At 43.9% G+C, this 16,002-nt stretch carries 14 protein-coding genes; 1 reads left to right on the top strand and 13 read right to left on the bottom strand.

The features are described from left to right. Nucleotides 1-344 precede the first annotated feature (344 nt). Nucleotides 345-1,259 (bottom strand): Nif3-like dinuclear metal center hexameric protein, encoded by a 915-nt coding sequence (locus ACS8E3_RS02670; RefSeq protein ID WP_439240960.1) that lies wholly within the window; start codon nt 1,257-1,259, stop codon nt 345-347. Between the two features lie 524 nt (nt 1,260-1,783). On the opposite strand from ACS8E3_RS02670, the gene ACS8E3_RS02665 reads away from it, so the two are divergent. Then, nucleotides 1,784-3,097, top strand: coding sequence for a S1C family serine protease (locus ACS8E3_RS02665; protein WP_439240958.1), 1,314 nt, complete (start codon nt 1,784-1,786; stop codon nt 3,095-3,097). A 210-nt stretch (nt 3,098-3,307) separates the two neighbouring features. Here ACS8E3_RS02665 and yfaE read toward each other — a convergent pair whose 3' ends face one another. The 12 genes from yfaE to ACS8E3_RS02605 form a co-directional block, all read right to left on the bottom strand. Further along, complete coding sequence (yfaE, locus tag ACS8E3_RS02660; protein WP_439240956.1) at nt 3,308-3,574, bottom strand: class I ribonucleotide reductase maintenance protein YfaE; 267 nt, start codon at nt 3,572-3,574, stop codon at nt 3,308-3,310. Nucleotides 3,575-3,719: 145 nt separating this feature from the next. After that, a complete protein-coding gene (gene nrdB, locus ACS8E3_RS02655) occupies nt 3,720-4,853 on the bottom strand; it encodes a class Ia ribonucleoside-diphosphate reductase subunit beta (RefSeq protein ID WP_439240954.1) in 1,134 nt (377 codons plus the stop codon). A gap of 85 nt (nt 4,854-4,938) precedes the next feature. After that, entirely contained in the window at nt 4,939-5,094 is a 156-nt protein-coding gene (locus ACS8E3_RS02650) for a hypothetical protein (protein ID WP_439240952.1), read from the bottom strand. Nucleotides 5,095-5,181: 87 nt separating this feature from the next. Then, the gene (locus ACS8E3_RS02645) at nt 5,182-5,541 is read right to left on the bottom strand and encodes a hypothetical protein (protein WP_439240950.1); all 360 of its coding nucleotides are present in this window, start codon (nt 5,539-5,541) and stop codon (nt 5,182-5,184) included. A 39-nt stretch (nt 5,542-5,580) separates the two neighbouring features. Then, a complete protein-coding gene (locus ACS8E3_RS02640; RefSeq protein WP_439240948.1) occupies nt 5,581-5,868 on the bottom strand; it encodes a type II toxin-antitoxin system RelE family toxin in 288 nt (95 codons plus the stop codon). Further along, nucleotides 5,858-6,109 (bottom strand): type II toxin-antitoxin system Phd/YefM family antitoxin, encoded by a 252-nt coding sequence (locus ACS8E3_RS02635; RefSeq protein ID WP_439240946.1) that lies wholly within the window; start codon nt 6,107-6,109, stop codon nt 5,858-5,860. The genes ACS8E3_RS02640 and ACS8E3_RS02635 overlap by 11 nt, the downstream gene beginning before the upstream one ends. An 84-nt stretch (nt 6,110-6,193) precedes the next feature. Continuing rightward, a complete protein-coding gene (locus tag ACS8E3_RS02630) occupies nt 6,194-6,412 on the bottom strand; it encodes a hypothetical protein (RefSeq protein ID WP_439240944.1) in 219 nt (72 codons plus the stop codon). A 102-nt stretch (nt 6,413-6,514) separates the two neighbouring features. Next, complete coding sequence (locus ACS8E3_RS02625; protein WP_439240942.1) at nt 6,515-7,402, bottom strand: hypothetical protein; 888 nt, start codon at nt 7,400-7,402, stop codon at nt 6,515-6,517. Nucleotides 7,403-8,039: 637 nt separating this feature from the next. Next, nucleotides 8,040-10,316, bottom strand: a complete 2,277-nt coding sequence (gene nrdA / locus ACS8E3_RS02620; protein ID WP_439240940.1) for a class 1a ribonucleoside-diphosphate reductase subunit alpha — start codon at nt 10,314-10,316, stop codon at nt 8,040-8,042. Nucleotides 10,317-10,893: 577 nt separating this feature from the next. After that, nucleotides 10,894-11,274 carry a YbeD family protein gene (locus ACS8E3_RS02615; protein WP_439240938.1) on the bottom strand — a complete coding sequence of 127 codons (381 nt, stop codon included), beginning with the start codon at nt 11,272-11,274 and terminating at the stop codon, nt 10,894-10,896. Nucleotides 11,275-11,416: 142 nt separating this feature from the next. Next, nucleotides 11,417-13,339 carry an RNA polymerase sigma factor RpoD gene (gene rpoD, locus ACS8E3_RS02610; protein WP_439240936.1) on the bottom strand — a complete coding sequence of 641 codons (1,923 nt, stop codon included), beginning with the start codon at nt 13,337-13,339 and terminating at the stop codon, nt 11,417-11,419. Nucleotides 13,340-13,771: 432 nt separating this feature from the next. Next, complete coding sequence (locus tag ACS8E3_RS02605; protein ID WP_439240934.1) at nt 13,772-15,880, bottom strand: DNA primase; 2,109 nt, start codon at nt 15,878-15,880, stop codon at nt 13,772-13,774. Nucleotides 15,881-16,002: the final 122 nt, after the last annotated feature.

Here is a 16,002-nt window from a genome sequence, read left to right as displayed (position 1 = left end):
AACCTTTAACAGTACTTCCTTCTACAAATAGCGAGCCGTTAATAGTATTACGACTGCCACTCATAAGCTCTTATCCAGCGCTAATGCTAGCCTTTCGATGACAATGATCTACCGAAGTAGGATGCCTTGAAAGGACTAACATCTCATGCAACATTGAAGTGAACACCCAGATAACTATGAAAATCATCACAACTAAAAACTAAACGGTACTCAATCAAGGTCATAACCGGAGGCTTTATTAATGGAAAGTCTCATGGCAAAACATTCTCTTACAATTATACTTTATGAGGAATATATAGCAATTATTCAAGCTACGTTAACAAAGCAGTAATAAAACTTAACGGTCATGCAGGGTTGACAATATCGACAAAAGTCACAGGCAAATCAAACTGTTTCGCAACTAATTCTCCTAGCGCTTGTATACCGCTGCGTTCGGTCGCATGATGACCACAAGCAAAGTAATCAATGCCCAATTCGCGAGCACTGTGCGTGGTACGCTCAGATATTTCTCCTGAAATATAAGCGTCGCAATTCATAAGAGCAGCTTGTTCAATCATATCTTGCGCGCCCCCAGTACATATGGCGATACGCTCAATATACTTGGGCGTTGTTTTTGCTGAAGGGGTAGCACTGGTTTTATTGTTTCTTATGTTTGGGGCAAGTGACTGATCAGTGTTGCCGCAAGCGAGCGAAAAGTCACTTGCAATGTGCAAAGGTTTACGCTTTAGAGTCTGGGTAATCGTCTCAACCAAATCTGCTGCACTTTGCGGCTTACCAGTTGCTATATTACCAACGGGATGGGTCTCATGAGGGTAGAGCGCACCAGTGATGGTCAGTCCTAGACTTTCGGCAAGCTTGGCGTTATTGCCTACGACCGGATGCGCGTCAAGCGGTAGATGATAAGCGATCAGTGAGATGCCATGCTGCATCAGTTTACGAATACGCTTGCCTTTCATGCCTGTGATAGGCTCAGGCTCGCCTTTCCAAAAATAGCCATGATGCACCATAATGGCATCAGCGTCAGCTTCGATGGCCGCATCTATAAGAGCTTCACAAGCGGTTACGCCAGTGATAATACGCTGAATAGGACGCCCGCCATCGACTTGTAGACCATTGGGGCAGTAGTCTTTAAACGCATTGGCGTCTAGATAATCATCACAGAATTTGGCCAAGACCTGTGCGCTTATCGATGGTACTTCGCTCTTGCTGGTGTTACTAGCATTCGGGCTAGTAGATTCTAAATTATGCTTTTGGTTCATAAGTTCTCCTGGCTGTTTTAATTATGACTTTCATTGTTTGACGGCTTTCATTTCCTAGATAAGTAGGACAAATAAATAAGTAGTAAAAAGGTTTTGCGTTGCAGCTGAAATGAAGCACTTAAATGGAGTCTAGTTTAACATATCGCTATTAAGTCAATTCATTATGCTTATTTGAAGCGGATATAGTCCATCCACTATAAAATTTATACCAGTAGCACGCCGTAAAAGCTGTACTCTTTTTATTTAGCATTCACTATAGCTGGTACCGTTAGACCGAGAGTCATTGTATTGAGTGCTACTAATCAGTTTAGACTCTCATAAAATTACCTTTGAGCATAATAACTGAAAGGCTACACGATGCCTCACTACTGTATAATAAGCGAAGCTATAATTGGTGAGCGTAGCTATTGCATATAGTCTCTTTCATTTAGCTTTTGCCTTTAAAAAAGCTTATCGTAGCCCTATCTAAACTATAATATTTATCAGCGTTTTATTCATTAGCATAACATTTACAGAGGTTCTCTATGTCGTCTTCCCCAAAGCCTAACAGCCAGGTATCGCTTTTGAAGTGGTTACCTTGGGCTTTATTATTAATAGTAATTGCAGCGTTTGTTTGGCTATTTATGAGTATGAAGACGCCCTCGAAGGCAACGTGGGAGCCACCAAGAACGACACCTACTGAACAAGAAGCCTCAGCGCCAGTCGCTGATACGCCAGCGCCAATCTCCTCTTATCATAATGCCGTGGCGCGTGCTTCGCAGTCGGTGGTCAATATCTATACCACGCAAGCGATGGCAGAGCATCCTTATATTGATGATCCAGTATTGCGCCGATTCTTTGAAAACCATGGTGACCAGCAACAAGGCCCAGGACCTACTAACTTAGGCTCGGGCGTTATCGTCTCTGAAGATGGTTATATTGTCACTAATGCGCACGTGGTCGAAAAAGCCGATGAGATTACCGTTGCCTTTAGCGATGGTCGTAAGAGCCGTGCTAAAGTCATCGGTACCGATCCAGATAGCGATCTAGCAGTGATTCGCGTCGATATGACCGGGCTGACACCATTAGGGTTTCGTGAAGAGCCTATTCGCGTCGGTGATCTTGCGCTAGCGATTGGTAATCCCTTTGGCGTTGGTCAAACGGTGACGCAAGGCATTATCTCAGCCACTGGTCGTACAGGACTTGGTGTCAATAAGTTTGAGGACTTCATCCAAACGGACGCCGCTATTAACCCAGGTAACTCAGGTGGGGCACTTGTTGATGCACACGGTGAGCTGGTCGGTATTAACACCGTTATCTTTTCGCGATCAGGCGGCTCGATGGGTATCGGCTTTGCTATTCCAACCGCGCTGGTTGAGCAAGTGATGAACGCGCTGATCAAAGATGGCCGCGTCAGCCGAGGTTGGCTCGGTATTGAGATTCAGTCGCAGCTGCGCGATCCGACTCAGCTTGAGACCTCAACAGGCGTCGAAGTGCTCAACGTCGTACCGCAAGGGCCTGCCGCGCTCAGTGGTTTAGAGACTGGTGATATTATTTTGACTATCGATGGCGTTGAGATGACTGATGCCAATACGCTAATTCAGTATGTCGCGCGTAAACCGCCTAATACGATACTAAATACGCAAATTTTACGTAATGGCAAAAACGCTAGTATCGATGTGACTCTAGCAGAACGGCCTACACAAGAAGTGGTACAGCGTCCTGTCATTATGGAAGGTGGCCCTGAAGAGAATTATCACAGTGAGTCACAGGAGCGTCCGATGATGACTGAGGAGGAGCGTGACCGTATGCGCGAGGAGCTGATGAAGCTATTCGAAAACGAAGGCGCCCCTCAATAATGGTTTAAGTTGCCTAAGCACTCCTGTTTAAGCAAGATTAATTATCTAAGTAATACTAATAGACGTCCATAAAAAACGCCCTGTCTGATGAGATAGGGCGTTTTTCGATTTACTGGATTGTTTGCAGGCCATGCTGATTATGAGTATTTTTACAGGAAGTAAATAAAACAGGCAAGAAATAAAGGGACGGTTACCAGCTAAAATAGATTCTTAGTCCTTTATCGTTTCATGATCGATATAGATAACCCCTTGTACGCGGCAGCAGCAGGGCAATATCTCATTGTCCTCAATCATTGCCAGTGGCGGGAAGGGGTAATCGACCACATGCGAGCTGGCGATACGACGTACGCGGCAGCTACCACAATAGCCCTCACGGCATTGAAAATTAACCTCATGGCCAGTACGCAAAAGCCCATCCAAGAGACTCTCGTCATCATGTAAATAGAACTGCTGCTTACTGGTCATTACCCATGTCATAATTCACCTAACATTATTCATTTAGCATTATTCACCTAGCATTATAAATAATGCGTCATTAGTTCATAATAAAGCCTAAACTTGGCTGCGAGTATAAAACCTAAATCAAAACTCTTTATAGCTCAAAATCTTATAACTCACAATCTTATAATTCAAAGTCATCGAAGTCGCTATCCGATAAGTCGGAATCAATCTGACCGACCAGATATGAGCTGATCTCAGTCTCTTGCGGTGCCACTTGCACGTTGTCAGACGACAGCCAAGTATTGATCCAAGGAATCGGGTTGGACTTCGAATTTGGAAAGGCGGAGGGTAGACCGACCGCTTCCATACGCAAGTTAGTGATGTACTCAATGTACTGGCAAAGGATATCTTTATTGAGTCCGATCATTGAGCCATCTTTGAACAAATATCCCGCCCATTCTTTTTCTTGCTCAGCAGCCTTCCGGAAGATCTCAATGCCTTGCTCATGGCACTCAGCGGCAATCTCCACCATCTCTGGATCATCTTTACCATTACGCATAAGATTGAGCATGTGCTGCGTACCGGTCAGATGTAGCGCCTCATCACGAGCAATTAATTTAATAATTTTGGCATTGCCTTCCATCAGCTTACGTTCAGCAAAGGCAAAGGAGCAAGCGAACGACACATAAAAACGAATCGCCTCGAGCACGTTGACCGCCATAATGCACAGATATAATTGCTTCTTTAATGAGCGTAAATCAACGCTGATCTCTTTGCCATTGACGTTATGCGTGCCGGCACCGTATAAGCTATAAAGCTGCGAGTTGCGATACAGCTCATCATAGTAGCCTGCGATGTCGGAGGCGCGCTCTAAGATATGCTCGTTCTGCATAATATCGTCGAACACCACGCCCGGATCATTGACGATATTACGAATGATATGGGTATAACTGCGCGAGTGAATGGTCTCAGAGAAGGACCAGGTCTCAATCCACGTCTCAAGCTCCGGTATCGACACCAGTGGCAGCAGTACGATGTTAGGGCTACGACCTTGAATCGAGTCAAGCAGAGTCTGATATTTGAGATTACTGATAAAGATATGCTGCTCATGCGAGGACAGATTGCTATAATCGATACGGTCTTTTGAGACATCGACTTCTTCAGGACGCCAAAAAAACGACAGCTGCTTTTCAATCAATTGCTCAAAGATAGGGTGCTTTTGTTGGTCATAGCGGGCGACGTTAACCGGCTGACCAAAAAACATCGGTTCTTTCATCGCATCATTTGCGGTTTGATTAAAGATTGAATAAGTCATGAAACTGCCTTTATAGGTTATACGGTTGTTAGTTGGTGTAGGCTGAGGCTTTAGCCCAGCAAAAATAAAAGTGTTCGTTATACAATTATAAATCGTCTAAAGTTACTCGTACTGGTAGTTGCTCGTCATCTATACGAGCTTCTATTATTGCAATTAATTCTACATCGCTCAGCTTTTCACAATTCCCCAAATCCTGCGCTGATTGTGATACGTTTTGCTTCTTATTATCTACATCAGTCATCGTCTGCGCCTTTATAGAAGGTTGTTCAATATCGTTTAATTATAGCAACTTCCTATAGCTATTTGAGTTTGATATAGATTGCATACCCTACAAGTTCTCCAAAGATATCTGCCCTTCGTTGACATAAGCTTTGAGCATCTCGCTGAGCTCACCATCATCTAAGGCTTCCAATTCATCGATAGCGCTTTTACGCTGTGGGCTTAATCCTTCGTCTTGAGGCTGTTTTGCCGCTGTTTTCTTAGTGACACGCTTTGCTGGTTTCTTTGGTGCTTTCGTCACTTCTTTTTTTATGCCTTCTTGGTTTAAGGCAACGCTTGGGTCTAATTGCTCGCGTGCGGCTTCGATGTCCACTTCTATTTGCACAATGTGCGAGCTACCATCATTAATCTCTGAAAATACGTTAGGGATAAACAAACCACCGTCTTTGATAATTGCGGTATAGTGCACGTCTATGACCTCCGTTTTTGTTTTGTCTGTATGTTCCAATTATGGTTTTCGTGTCGCAAGACTGTCGTATACTTTATTATTTTCTCTTTTACCTACGGCTAGCACATAAACGACCACTACATCATCTTTGACGATATACACCAGACGATAGCCTATGGTGCGTAGTTTGATTTTATAGGCATCTGTATGTCCTGAAAGTTTTGACGCAGGAACACGAGGGTTTGATAAGCGCTGCTGCAGCTTCTTCTTAAACTGCTGCTGAATACTGGGCGCGAGCTTTTTCCATTCTTTTAATGCGAGAGGATGAAACTCAAGACTATAAGTCATCCAATGTAACCTTTATAGGTACTTGCCCATCATTCGTTCGTGCGCTAACGGTTTGGCTAAGTGCCATATCGTCCATGGCTTCCATCATACGCTCATACATATCGGTTGACACTAAATATGCCACGGGTTTATTGTGATTTAAAATAGCAACGGATTCACCATCCGACTGTTTAATCAGTGCCGAAGGGTTGGTCTTGAGCTCTGAGATGCTAGCTGTCTGTGTCGCAAATATCGGTTGCATGATTCATTCTCCACTAATATTGTGTCCTAAATATAGGGCTAATTTTAGCACGAAAATTAGGTCTTATTTGTTAATCTATTAAACTTAACTATTTAAGTAGCCAATCCCGCCTTCCGCTTGTATCTGCCTAGCCGCTGGCGTGCAGTCTATCGTGTCTGGCCGCATTCCTGTTGCCTCGATACTACGTCCAGCCACAGACTGCATCGCCATCGTCGTTGGCAGGATACCGCTACAGTCGGGGCTAAACGATCGTGTTAAGACGTCTTTCTTTTTTCTTAATGACTCTTCCTTCCGTTTGGGCATAGTTTATAGGGTGCACCTCGCGAACTTCTAAACACAATTTCCATATCATTGGTGTCCTAGGCTAACCCTATAACTAAGAAAGATTCGCTTGACCTAGGCTTATTAGCTTTCAAAACAATGATTTAAAAACCTTTTTAATTTTCTATGCTTTTTGCTACTTATCAAAGGCGTAAATTGTCTCATATTATCTGCACTAAATAACTTAAAGCCATCCGTAATAATACTATGAGCTTCACGAACACTATCGTTTAATTTTTCATTCTCTTTGATCATTTTGCTAAGTTCTTTGAGAGTTGTCTTGTCCTCGTCAAAATCATTTAAACGATCAAGAGTTGTTTTGTTGTTTAGAATGATGGTCTTAATTTTGATTCTATCAGTAAGATAGTTTAGACCTTTCAAGTCACCTAAGTTATCAGAAATATAGAAAGGGTCTTGAACATCTTTTCCTGTTCTAACCTCTTCAATCTCAATCTCAGATTTTGTAGCTCTACGCTGTATTGCAATAATAGAGCTCTTACTATGTTCCATTTGTTCTAACTGGTCGTATAGCCTATCAAGACCTTCAGATTTTATAGCTCTATAAACGCTTTCAATATTCTTCCAATCAGCTTCTATTGCATTTAATTTTCTATAATTTTCAGCAATATTCAATTTAGCTAATTTTATATTCTCGATTTTGTTTGAGTAATCAATCTCTTTGCTAAGTTTGTTACTCAAAGACGTAAAGTTTTCTCCAAAATACTTCTTGCCACAGTCATTTCCTAAATTAGTCAACCTACCAGATTCAGTTTCAACAATACATCCAATATTGTGAGGTGTGCGACAATTTGATAAACCGCATCTACCCTTGTTTGGAAGTTCATATTTATTAATAACTTGCTTTAATTTTTCCTTCTTAGGATCTAATGAGTCAGTATATCCACTCATTTTATAAATATCATCCCAAGTAGTAATTCTCAAAAAATGTTTTTTACTAACTGAAATATTCAAATTCTTATCCCTCTTAGCAACTTATACTTAATAGTGCTAAGGTGTCGAAGCACCCTAACACTAAACCATTAAGGTCATACCAAATACCTATGCTATTTTTCTAGCATAAGTATGTTTAGCGTTTAAGTTTATGTATCTGTTAAGCCCATTTCCCATTCTAGCCAGTCTTACCATATTATTGACATGGTGAGAGCCAGTTGTGAAATAGTTATACAGATACGTACCACCTTTCGTAAAACGTACAATTATAAAGTCGGTACCGACTTCAAACGCGCTTACGCCAGAATCACTATCGGTATCACAATAAATCTCCATACTCATTACTCCTGAGTTGAAATATTTGTGACCATCACTTCACGGTTTGTCTTGGACAAGAGATAAGTTTTGAATTAGAATAGCTGCCTTACAATGGAAAGTTATTCTGTTTTCTTACCACTTGTGGAAGTCGATAGTCTTAACTCCCTGATATTAGATACGCCAATATTTAATATCTCCAATGGCAAAGATGAGAAATCGTCTTTGCCATTTTTATTGCTTGATACTTGTCATATCAAACAAATTTTAAAACTTTCCAACTATATGTTAGTTATAGATAACGGACTTAACTCCAAAAGCCAAGCCCGCAATTCAAGTAAATCTAAATCTTACAAGCCCCGCCAGCACAATCATCTTCCATATCCGCTTGCGCATCATTGGCACCATCACGCGTGTTGTGATAATACAGCGTCTTCACGCCTAGCTTATATGCGTTGAGCAAGTCTTTGAGCAAGATTTTCATTGGTACACGGCCGCCTTCATAACGAACCGGATCGTAGTTAGTATTGGCCGAGATACTTTGATCGACGAATTTTTGCATGATAGCGATAAGCTTGAGGTAGCCATCGTTATTTGGCATTTGCCACAGAAGCTCGTATTGACCACGCAATTTCTCAATATCTGGTACCACTTGCTTAAGGATGCCGTCTTTTGAGGCCTTGATAGAGACCAGACCACGTGGGGGCTCGATACCGTTAGTGGCGTTAGCGATTTGGCTTGAAGTCTCAGACGGCATCAGCGCGGTGAGGGTAGAGTTACGTAGACCATGCTCAGTAATCTCGCCACGAAGCGTTTCCCAATCGAGATGCAATGGCTCTTGGCAGATGTTATCCAAGTCTTTCTTATAAGTATCAATCGGCAAGATACCTTGCGAGTAAGTGGTCTCGTTAAAGGCTGGGCACGCGCCTTGCTCTTTAGCGAGTTTGTTTGACGCTTTGAGTAAATAGTACTGCAGTGCTTCAAAGGTTTGATGGGTCAGGCCTAGTGCTGAATCATCTGAATAGCGCACGCCATTCTTCGCAAGATAATAAGCGTAGTTGATGACGCCAACGCCAAGGGTACGGCGGCGCATACTGCCATTTTCAGCGGCTTTGACTGGATAGTCTTGATAGTCGAGGAGAGCATCGAGGGCGCGCACGATCAGCTCAGCTGGCTCTTCGATATCGCTGACGCTCTCGACTTTACCTAGATTAACCGCCGATAGCGTACAAAGCGCGATTTCGCCGGTTTCGTCATTGATGTTATCAAGCGGTTTCGTCGGTAGCGCGATTTCCATACATAGATTAGACTGACGAATCGGCGCGATGCTGGCATCAAACGGGCTATGGGTGTTGCAATGGTCGACGTTTTGGATGTAGATACGGCCAGTGCTAGCGCGCTCTTGCATCATGAGACTAAATAGATCCGCCGCTGGTATTTGGCGCTGACGTACGGACTCGTCACCTTCGTACTTGGTATATAGCTCTTCAAATTTGTCTTGATCTTCAAAAAAGGCATCATAGAGACCAGGGGTGTCATCAGGCGAGAATAGGGTGATGTCTTGGCCTTTAATCAAGCGCGTGTACAAGGTTTTATTAATCTGTACGCCGTAATCCATGTGACGTACTCGGTTGTCCTCGACGCCGCGATTGTTTTTTAGCACTAGTAGCGACTCAACTTCTAAATGCCATAGCGGATAGAAGAGGGTGGCCGCGCCGCCGCGTACCCCGCCTTGTGAGCAGCATTTTACTGCGGTTTGGAATAGCTTATAAAAAGGGATACAACCGGTATGCTGAGCTTCGCCGCCACGGATTGGGCTACCAAGGGCACGGATACGACCGGCATTAATACCAATGCCGGCGCGCTGCGACACATAACGGACGATAGCGCTAGTGGTAGCGTTAATAGAGTCAAGGCTATCACCGCACTCAATGAGTACGCACGAGCTAAACTGGCGCGATGGTGTACGTACGCCCGACATGATCGGCGTCGGCAGTGAGATTTTAAATTGTGAGGTCGCATCGTAGAATCGTTTGACATAGCTCATGCGCTCAGCTTTATCGTAATTGGCAAATAGACACATGCCAACGAGCATATAAAGGAACTGCGGGCTCTCGTAGACAGTTTTAGAGACGCGGTCTTGCACGAGATATTTACCTGCCATTTGCTCAACGGCAGCATAAGCAAGATTCATATCGCGCCAGTGATCGAGGTAGGCTTCTAACTCATCAAATTCCGCGCGGCTGTAATCTTTTAGGATATGTTCGTCGTACTTGCCTGCTTCGGTTAAGGTGGTGACATGGTCGAATAGATGCGGCGGCTCGAACTGGTTATAAGCGATCTTACGTAGGTGGAAGATTGCGAGGCGCGCGGCTAGATACTGATAGTCGGGCGTCTCTTCTGAGATCAAATCAGCGGCTGACTTGATGATAGTCTCGTGGATATCACGGGTTTTGATGCCTTCATAGAACTGAATGTGCGATTTGAGCTCTACTTGTGAGACTGACACATTATTTAAATCGTGAGCGGCCCATTCGATCACCTTATGGATTTTGTCCAAATCTATTGGCTCTAGGCGTCCGTCGCGTTTGGTTACTTGGATATTATCAATATGTGTCATACCGCCCTCATAAATTATCAATTGTTAGTCGTGTTACCCAGTCAAAAACTGGCCTATAGTGTTATCGACTTCTTTTATTAAGCAAGCTATAACCAGAAAGCTTCCGTGCTTTTTTTAGGCAAAAGAATACCGAAGGCTCTAGTAAGGTACAAAACCTCTGAGCACTACATATAGCGTATTTGTTAGTAAGTAGACACAATATAGCGGGAATATTTTGAAAATGCTATATTGATTTTAGATTGAATTTATGTTGTTGAGGCGCTGAATTTAAGCAAAGAGCGATGGTATAAGGCTTAGAAGATATGTAAAGATTAATAAAATTTTTTATAAAAAATAGCTTGCTTGTTATTTTTGCTAATTTGATATCTCTGACACAGATAACAGCAGTGCGAAGAGCAAAATAGCGGCAGAGATTGTACCCGATAAGCCCAGTCAATGCCATAAAAAATCGTCACCTAAACAGTGACGATTTTCGATGTGCTTTTCGATATACAAAGAGGTATGACTCACCAAATAACGGCTTAGCTTAGATAGCTCGGTAACTCGTTTTGGCAGCAGCTCGCAAGAGACTTGCTTTTTATACCACTATACGTACCGTTTGGGCGTTATCGAGCGCCGCGTAAAGCTCATTAACTTGCTCAACGCTAGTCAGATACAAATTGACCCGCGCTGAATGAAAGCGATTCGTCTTTGAAGGTTTGACTTCGATAGAAGCTAAATCAAAATCAGGGAACTGACTGCCTAAAATAAGTTTAAGCTCATTAAGTAGAGTCTCATGCTCGCCCTCATGACCGATCACACTCATCGGATAGTTCATGGGAAATTCCCACAGCTCTGGGTTTTGAATGTCCGTTTTTTTACCTTTTAAGATGCCGTCATTGGCCACTAATTCGGTGACTTTGACGTCTCTTTTGTTGGCTTGCTGATTGTCAGGATTGTTTTTTGGATCGTTACTCATAATGAAACCCTTATTGTTTTTGAAGATTAATATCTTTTAGCTGCACACAAAAAAGCTGAGACTCGCTCAGCTTTTTTACTTTTGCTTGCTACTGTCTTGCCTTCTTTATAAGGCTTCAACAGCGCTTTTTCAAGAACCTATGTTAGTCATTTTCAAGGAATGAACGTAGGTGCTCAGAGCGAGAAGGGTGGCGCAGCTTACGTAGCGCTTTGGCTTCGATCTGACGAATACGCTCACGAGTAACGTCAAACTGCTTACCGACTTCCTCTAGAGTGTGATCGGTCGGCATATCGATACCGAAACGCATTTTGAGCACGCGTGCTTCACGCTCGGTCAAGTTACCTAGTACATCACGAGTGGCTTCACGTAAACCCGCTGAGGTTGCGTCATCAACAGGGCTTGAGATAGTACCATCTTCGATAAAGTCACCTAAATGCGAGTCTTCATCGTCACCGATAGGTGTCTCCATAGAGATCGGCTCTTTGGCGATTTTCAGTACTTTACGGACTTTAACTTCGTCCATCTCGAGACGTTCGCCTAATTCCTCAGGCGTGGGCTCGCGGCCCATTTCTTGCAAGAGCTGACGCGAGACGCGGTTGATTTTGTTGATCGTCTCAATCATATGCACCGGGATACGAATGGTGCGCGCTTGGTCGGCGATTGAGCGGGTAATCGCCTGACGGATCCACCAAGTGGCATAGGTCGAGAACTTATAACCGCGGCGATATTCAAACTTATCGACCGCTTTCATCAGGCCAATGTTACCTTCTTGAATGAGATCCAAGAACTGTAGACCACGGTTAGTGTACTTTTTGGCGATCGAGATGACTAGGCGTAAGTTAGCCTCTACCATCTCTTTTTTGGCGCGGCGTGCTTTGGCTTCACCAACCGCCATACGGCGTGCAACATCTTTCATGTCGTGAATTTCCATATCGAGCTGCTGCTCATAATCACGGATTTTACGCTGTAAAAGAATCACATCGTCAGTGACTTTCTCTAAAGTCTCAGCAAAGGCAGGCTTACCTTTGAGGCGCTCTGTAAGCCAGTCGACGTTGGTCTCATTACTTGGGAAGGTCTTACGGAACTCGCTACGCGGCATACGTCCACGGCGAATGACCAGACGCATGATCTGACGCTCTTGCTTACGCACATCATCATAGACATCGTGCATAATCGCCATGACTTGATCAGACATGCGATTGTTCAGCTTGAGCATCATAAAGCGTTCAGCAAGTAAGGCATAAGCTGCTTTTGCTTGCTCGCTACCTCGGCCATATTCGATCAAGGCTTTTTTGGCAGTGATAAATAAACCTTCGATCTCCTCAACACGTAGGCGGACGGCTTCTGGGTCGATACCGCCGCTTTCTTCCTCTTCTGCTTCTTCTTCCTCGACGTCGTCTTCATCTTCGTCTTCGTCGTCATCGAGTTTGCTCTTATCTTTGGCTTTGATGACAGGCGCTTTTTCTTTCTCTTCGCGGGCTTTTTCTTTTTCTTCCTTAACGCGATCTTTTTCTTCTTTTGCTGCCAGGCGATCTTCTTCGGTCTCAGGATCTAAAAAGCCGGTGATCACATCAGAGAGTTTTTTCTCACCCTCTTGAACCTTTTGATATTCATCAAGCACGAACTGTACCGTGCCTGGCCAGTAGGCCATCGCATGTTGCACATCGCGGATCCCTTCTTCGATACGTTTAGCGATAGCAATCTCGCCTTCACGAGTCAGTAGATCGACGGTGCCCATCTCACGCATATACATACGTACAGGGTCGGTGGTGCGTCCAGGTTCTGTCTCCACAGAAGCAAGTACAGCTGCTGCTTCATCCGCTGCCATATCATCATCGCTTGAATCATCACTCATCAAGATATCATCAGCATCAGGGGCAGATTCAAAGATTTTGATCCCGACGTCCGTCAGCATTTGTACGATATCTTCGATCTGATCGCTTTCGGTAATAGAGTCTGGAAGTTGATCATTCACCTCAGCATAGGTGAGATAGCCTTGCTCTTTACCCATTTGGATTAAGGTAGCTAGCTGGGAGGTGGAATTAGATAAGGACTTATCGTTCATAATTACTCGCTTGCATCGGGCATTGTCATAAAAAAATATAAAGGCTAAACGCTTGGATTGACCAGTGAGCTTAGCGATTAATCGTCATCTGTTATGACAATGAGTTGATATGAATAAGGGCTCAAAAACATCAATACTGTAAATAAACTATAAATAAAAATAGCAAAAACAAAATAATAAAAAATTGGTTCAAATCGCTCAAATCAAGCTGATAACGGCGTAGTTTAACACAGACCTATGAAAACAGAATACGGCTAATCAGCGCAGACGCTAGAATCTATAGTTTTTTAACCGCTGATCTTGAAAGCTTGTTGAGCATTATCATAGATGATGGGGTCAGCCTCTAGGGTTTTAAAGGGCTTCGCTAAGATAAAAAGTAAATTAAACCCGTCCTAGCTAATCTATAGCGATAGGCAAGTCGCAGAAATCTACTCAGCTGCCGATCATTTGCGCGGATTGTTCGGCCTGCTGCGCCCGCATCCAATCATTGAGGTGCTGGGTTTGTTTTCTGACGATGGCTAATTTGACATGATTGGGGTTTTTTATCAGCTCTTGGGTCTTTTTTTGCATATGTAGCTGCAGTAGTTGCATGACTAGAGTCTCAATCAGCGCGTCCAAGCTCAAAATGTTTCTGGTATTTAAGGTTTTATAAAAAGGACCCCAGCTGCGGCTTAGTGACTCTTGAGTGCTAGCTGCAAGATTGGATAATATAAAATGCGCCGCAGCGTTGGCATCTTTTGGCAAATAATTCATACAGCGCTTAATCGTACTAACCACATCTATGAGAGGGGCATCTTGCAAATCCTCCCAAACCAAAGCTCGCATGGCGTCATTCGAAGCTTTTTGCTGAATGTGGGCAGGCAAGTGTAAGCTATTGAGCCCTGCTTGCTGCCAAATCATCTCAATAGGATCTTCACTCAAGGCTAGAGGCTGGAATAAAAAACACAGTTGCAGCTGTTGGCTGATGGTCATATCGCCATCAAAGTCTAACAGGGCATCCTTAGCTTCGCTGTTTTGACTGCGTTTGCCTCCCAATTTTTGATAGATATCGTTGTTAAGCAAATAGCGAAAGCTACTGCCTTTTGGCAAGGATGCCGTCAGTGTTCGCACTTGCGACATGAGCTTCGCTTTGCCTTCTGCTAAGCTCATGTCATAACGCTCGCTTAAGTAAGCAAAGATATATTGCGACAGCGGCATGGCGTTTTTGATTTGCTCGCGCATAGCTTCATTGCCATGAGCTTTAATAAAGGTGTCGGGATCATGGTTATTCGGCAAGGTCAAAAACCTAAGCTCTTTGTCATCGGCGAGTACCGGTAGCGCCACCTCGAGCGTACGCCAAGCGGCTTTTTGTCCGGCGCTATCGCCATCGAAGCTTAAGGTGAGTGTCGGATTTAAGGTCAAAAGTCTCGATATTTGACTCTCGTTGATCGCCGTACCCATAGAGGCCACCGCGCCATAAATGCCCGCTTGATATAGCGCGATGACATCCATATAGCCTTCAACGACGAGCCAATCATTAGCCCGCTGCTGGCGCGACTCATAATAACCATAGAGCACATGCTGCTTATGAAAGACTGGCGAATCTGAGGAATTAATATACTTAGGCTTGACCTCATCATCGAGAGCGCGACCACCAAAACCAATCGTCCGCCCTTGATTGTCACGAATCGGGAAGATGACGCGATCACGCAATAGATTATAATCACGACCTGACTCCGACTGGCGCACCAGTCCTAAAGCCTTTAGCCCTGCTATGTCTTGTGGAAATTCATGTTCAAGATGCTGCCAGCCAAAAGGCGCGTAGCCTAAGCCAAAATCCTCAACACTCTGCTCAGTGATACCGCGGGCGCTAAAGTAATGCTTGGCGTGCGGATGCGTGCGCAAATTACGCTGATAAAACTGCTGAATCTGAGTCAACAGCTCATATAAGTTACCGTCTTGTTCATTGACGCTATTATCTACAAGCGTCACCGAATAATCATCAGCCATAAGCCAATCAGGCGGCTGTTGATCATCGATAGGGTTATAATCTGTAGGGTAAGCTATAGCTGCGGACATGTCGCTAGTATAGCTATCAGAATAATCACTATTTTCACGGTTATCATAGAACGCGTAATCGCTATGATAGTCAGGTGCAATATCAGAAGTTTGCTGAACCGGCGCAGATATATTTTCTACCGCTTTATGAGACGAGGGTTGAGCAATGGGCTTAGGCTTAATGCGCTGGTAGCTGACGTTTTTTTGCTCGTCTTTTGGGACTTCGATGCCCGTCTGCTTAGACAGCTCGTTCACTGCCTCCATAAAGGTGAGGTTTTCATAATCGCGCAAAAAACTAATCGCATTGCCGCCGACGCTACAACCAAAGCAGTGATAGATGTTTTTTTGTGGATTGACGTAGAAGGAAGGCGATTTTTCACCATGAAAAGGGCAGCAGCCTTTGTACTCAGAGCCCGCCCGTTTGAGCGTAGTATGCCGACCAATAATGCTGATCAAGTCAGCTTGGCTATTTAATTGCTCGAGAATATGGTTAGGAATACTCATAAGGATAATTATTTTAGCACAGAGTCCGAGCGAGATTATGCTCAGCAGTTGGTTTTGATGAAATATTTAGGGATAACTTTACCCATATTTCATAATGAAGCTCGCTAATATTAGCTCAAAAT

This window comes from Psychrobacter sp. 2Y5 (genome assembly GCF_051847375.1).
Lineage (GTDB): Bacteria > Pseudomonadota > Gammaproteobacteria > Pseudomonadales > Moraxellaceae > Psychrobacter.
Note: the sequence above shows the minus strand (reverse complement) of the source record. Positions and strands in the feature narration are given on the sequence as shown.

Bases quoted from the DNA above. Each gene is read 5' to 3' on its own strand.
- ACS8E3_RS02670 (WP_439240960.1), bottom strand. From the start codon at position 1,259: ATGAACCAAAAGCATAATTTAGAATCTACTAGCCCGAATGCTAGTAAC.
- ACS8E3_RS02665 (WP_439240958.1), top strand. From the start codon at position 1,784: ATGTCGTCTTCCCCAAAGCCTAACAGCCAGGTATCGCTTTTGAAGTGG.
- yfaE (WP_439240956.1), bottom strand. From the start codon at position 3,574: ATGACATGGGTAATGACCAGTAAGCAGCAGTTCTATTTACATGATGAC.
- nrdB (WP_439240954.1), bottom strand. From the start codon at position 4,853: ATGACTTATTCAATCTTTAATCAAACCGCAAATGATGCGATGAAAGAA.
- ACS8E3_RS02650 (WP_439240952.1), bottom strand. From the start codon at position 5,094: ATGACTGATGTAGATAATAAGAAGCAAAACGTATCACAATCAGCGCAG.
- ACS8E3_RS02640 (WP_439240948.1), bottom strand. From the start codon at position 5,868: ATGACTTATAGTCTTGAGTTTCATCCTCTCGCATTAAAAGAATGGAAA.
- ACS8E3_RS02635 (WP_439240946.1), bottom strand. From the start codon at position 6,109: ATGCAACCGATATTTGCGACACAGACAGCTAGCATCTCAGAGCTCAAG.
- ACS8E3_RS02630 (WP_439240944.1), bottom strand. From the start codon at position 6,412: ATGCCCAAACGGAAGGAAGAGTCATTAAGAAAAAAGAAAGACGTCTTA.
- nrdA (WP_439240940.1), bottom strand. From the start codon at position 10,316: ATGACACATATTGATAATATCCAAGTAACCAAACGCGACGGACGCCTA.
- ACS8E3_RS02615 (WP_439240938.1), bottom strand. From the start codon at position 11,274: ATGAGTAACGATCCAAAAAACAATCCTGACAATCAGCAAGCCAACAAA.
- rpoD (WP_439240936.1), bottom strand. From the start codon at position 13,339: ATGAACGATAAGTCCTTATCTAATTCCACCTCCCAGCTAGCTACCTTA.
- ACS8E3_RS02605 (WP_439240934.1), bottom strand. From the start codon at position 15,880: ATGAGTATTCCTAACCATATTCTCGAGCAATTAAATAGCCAAGCTGAC.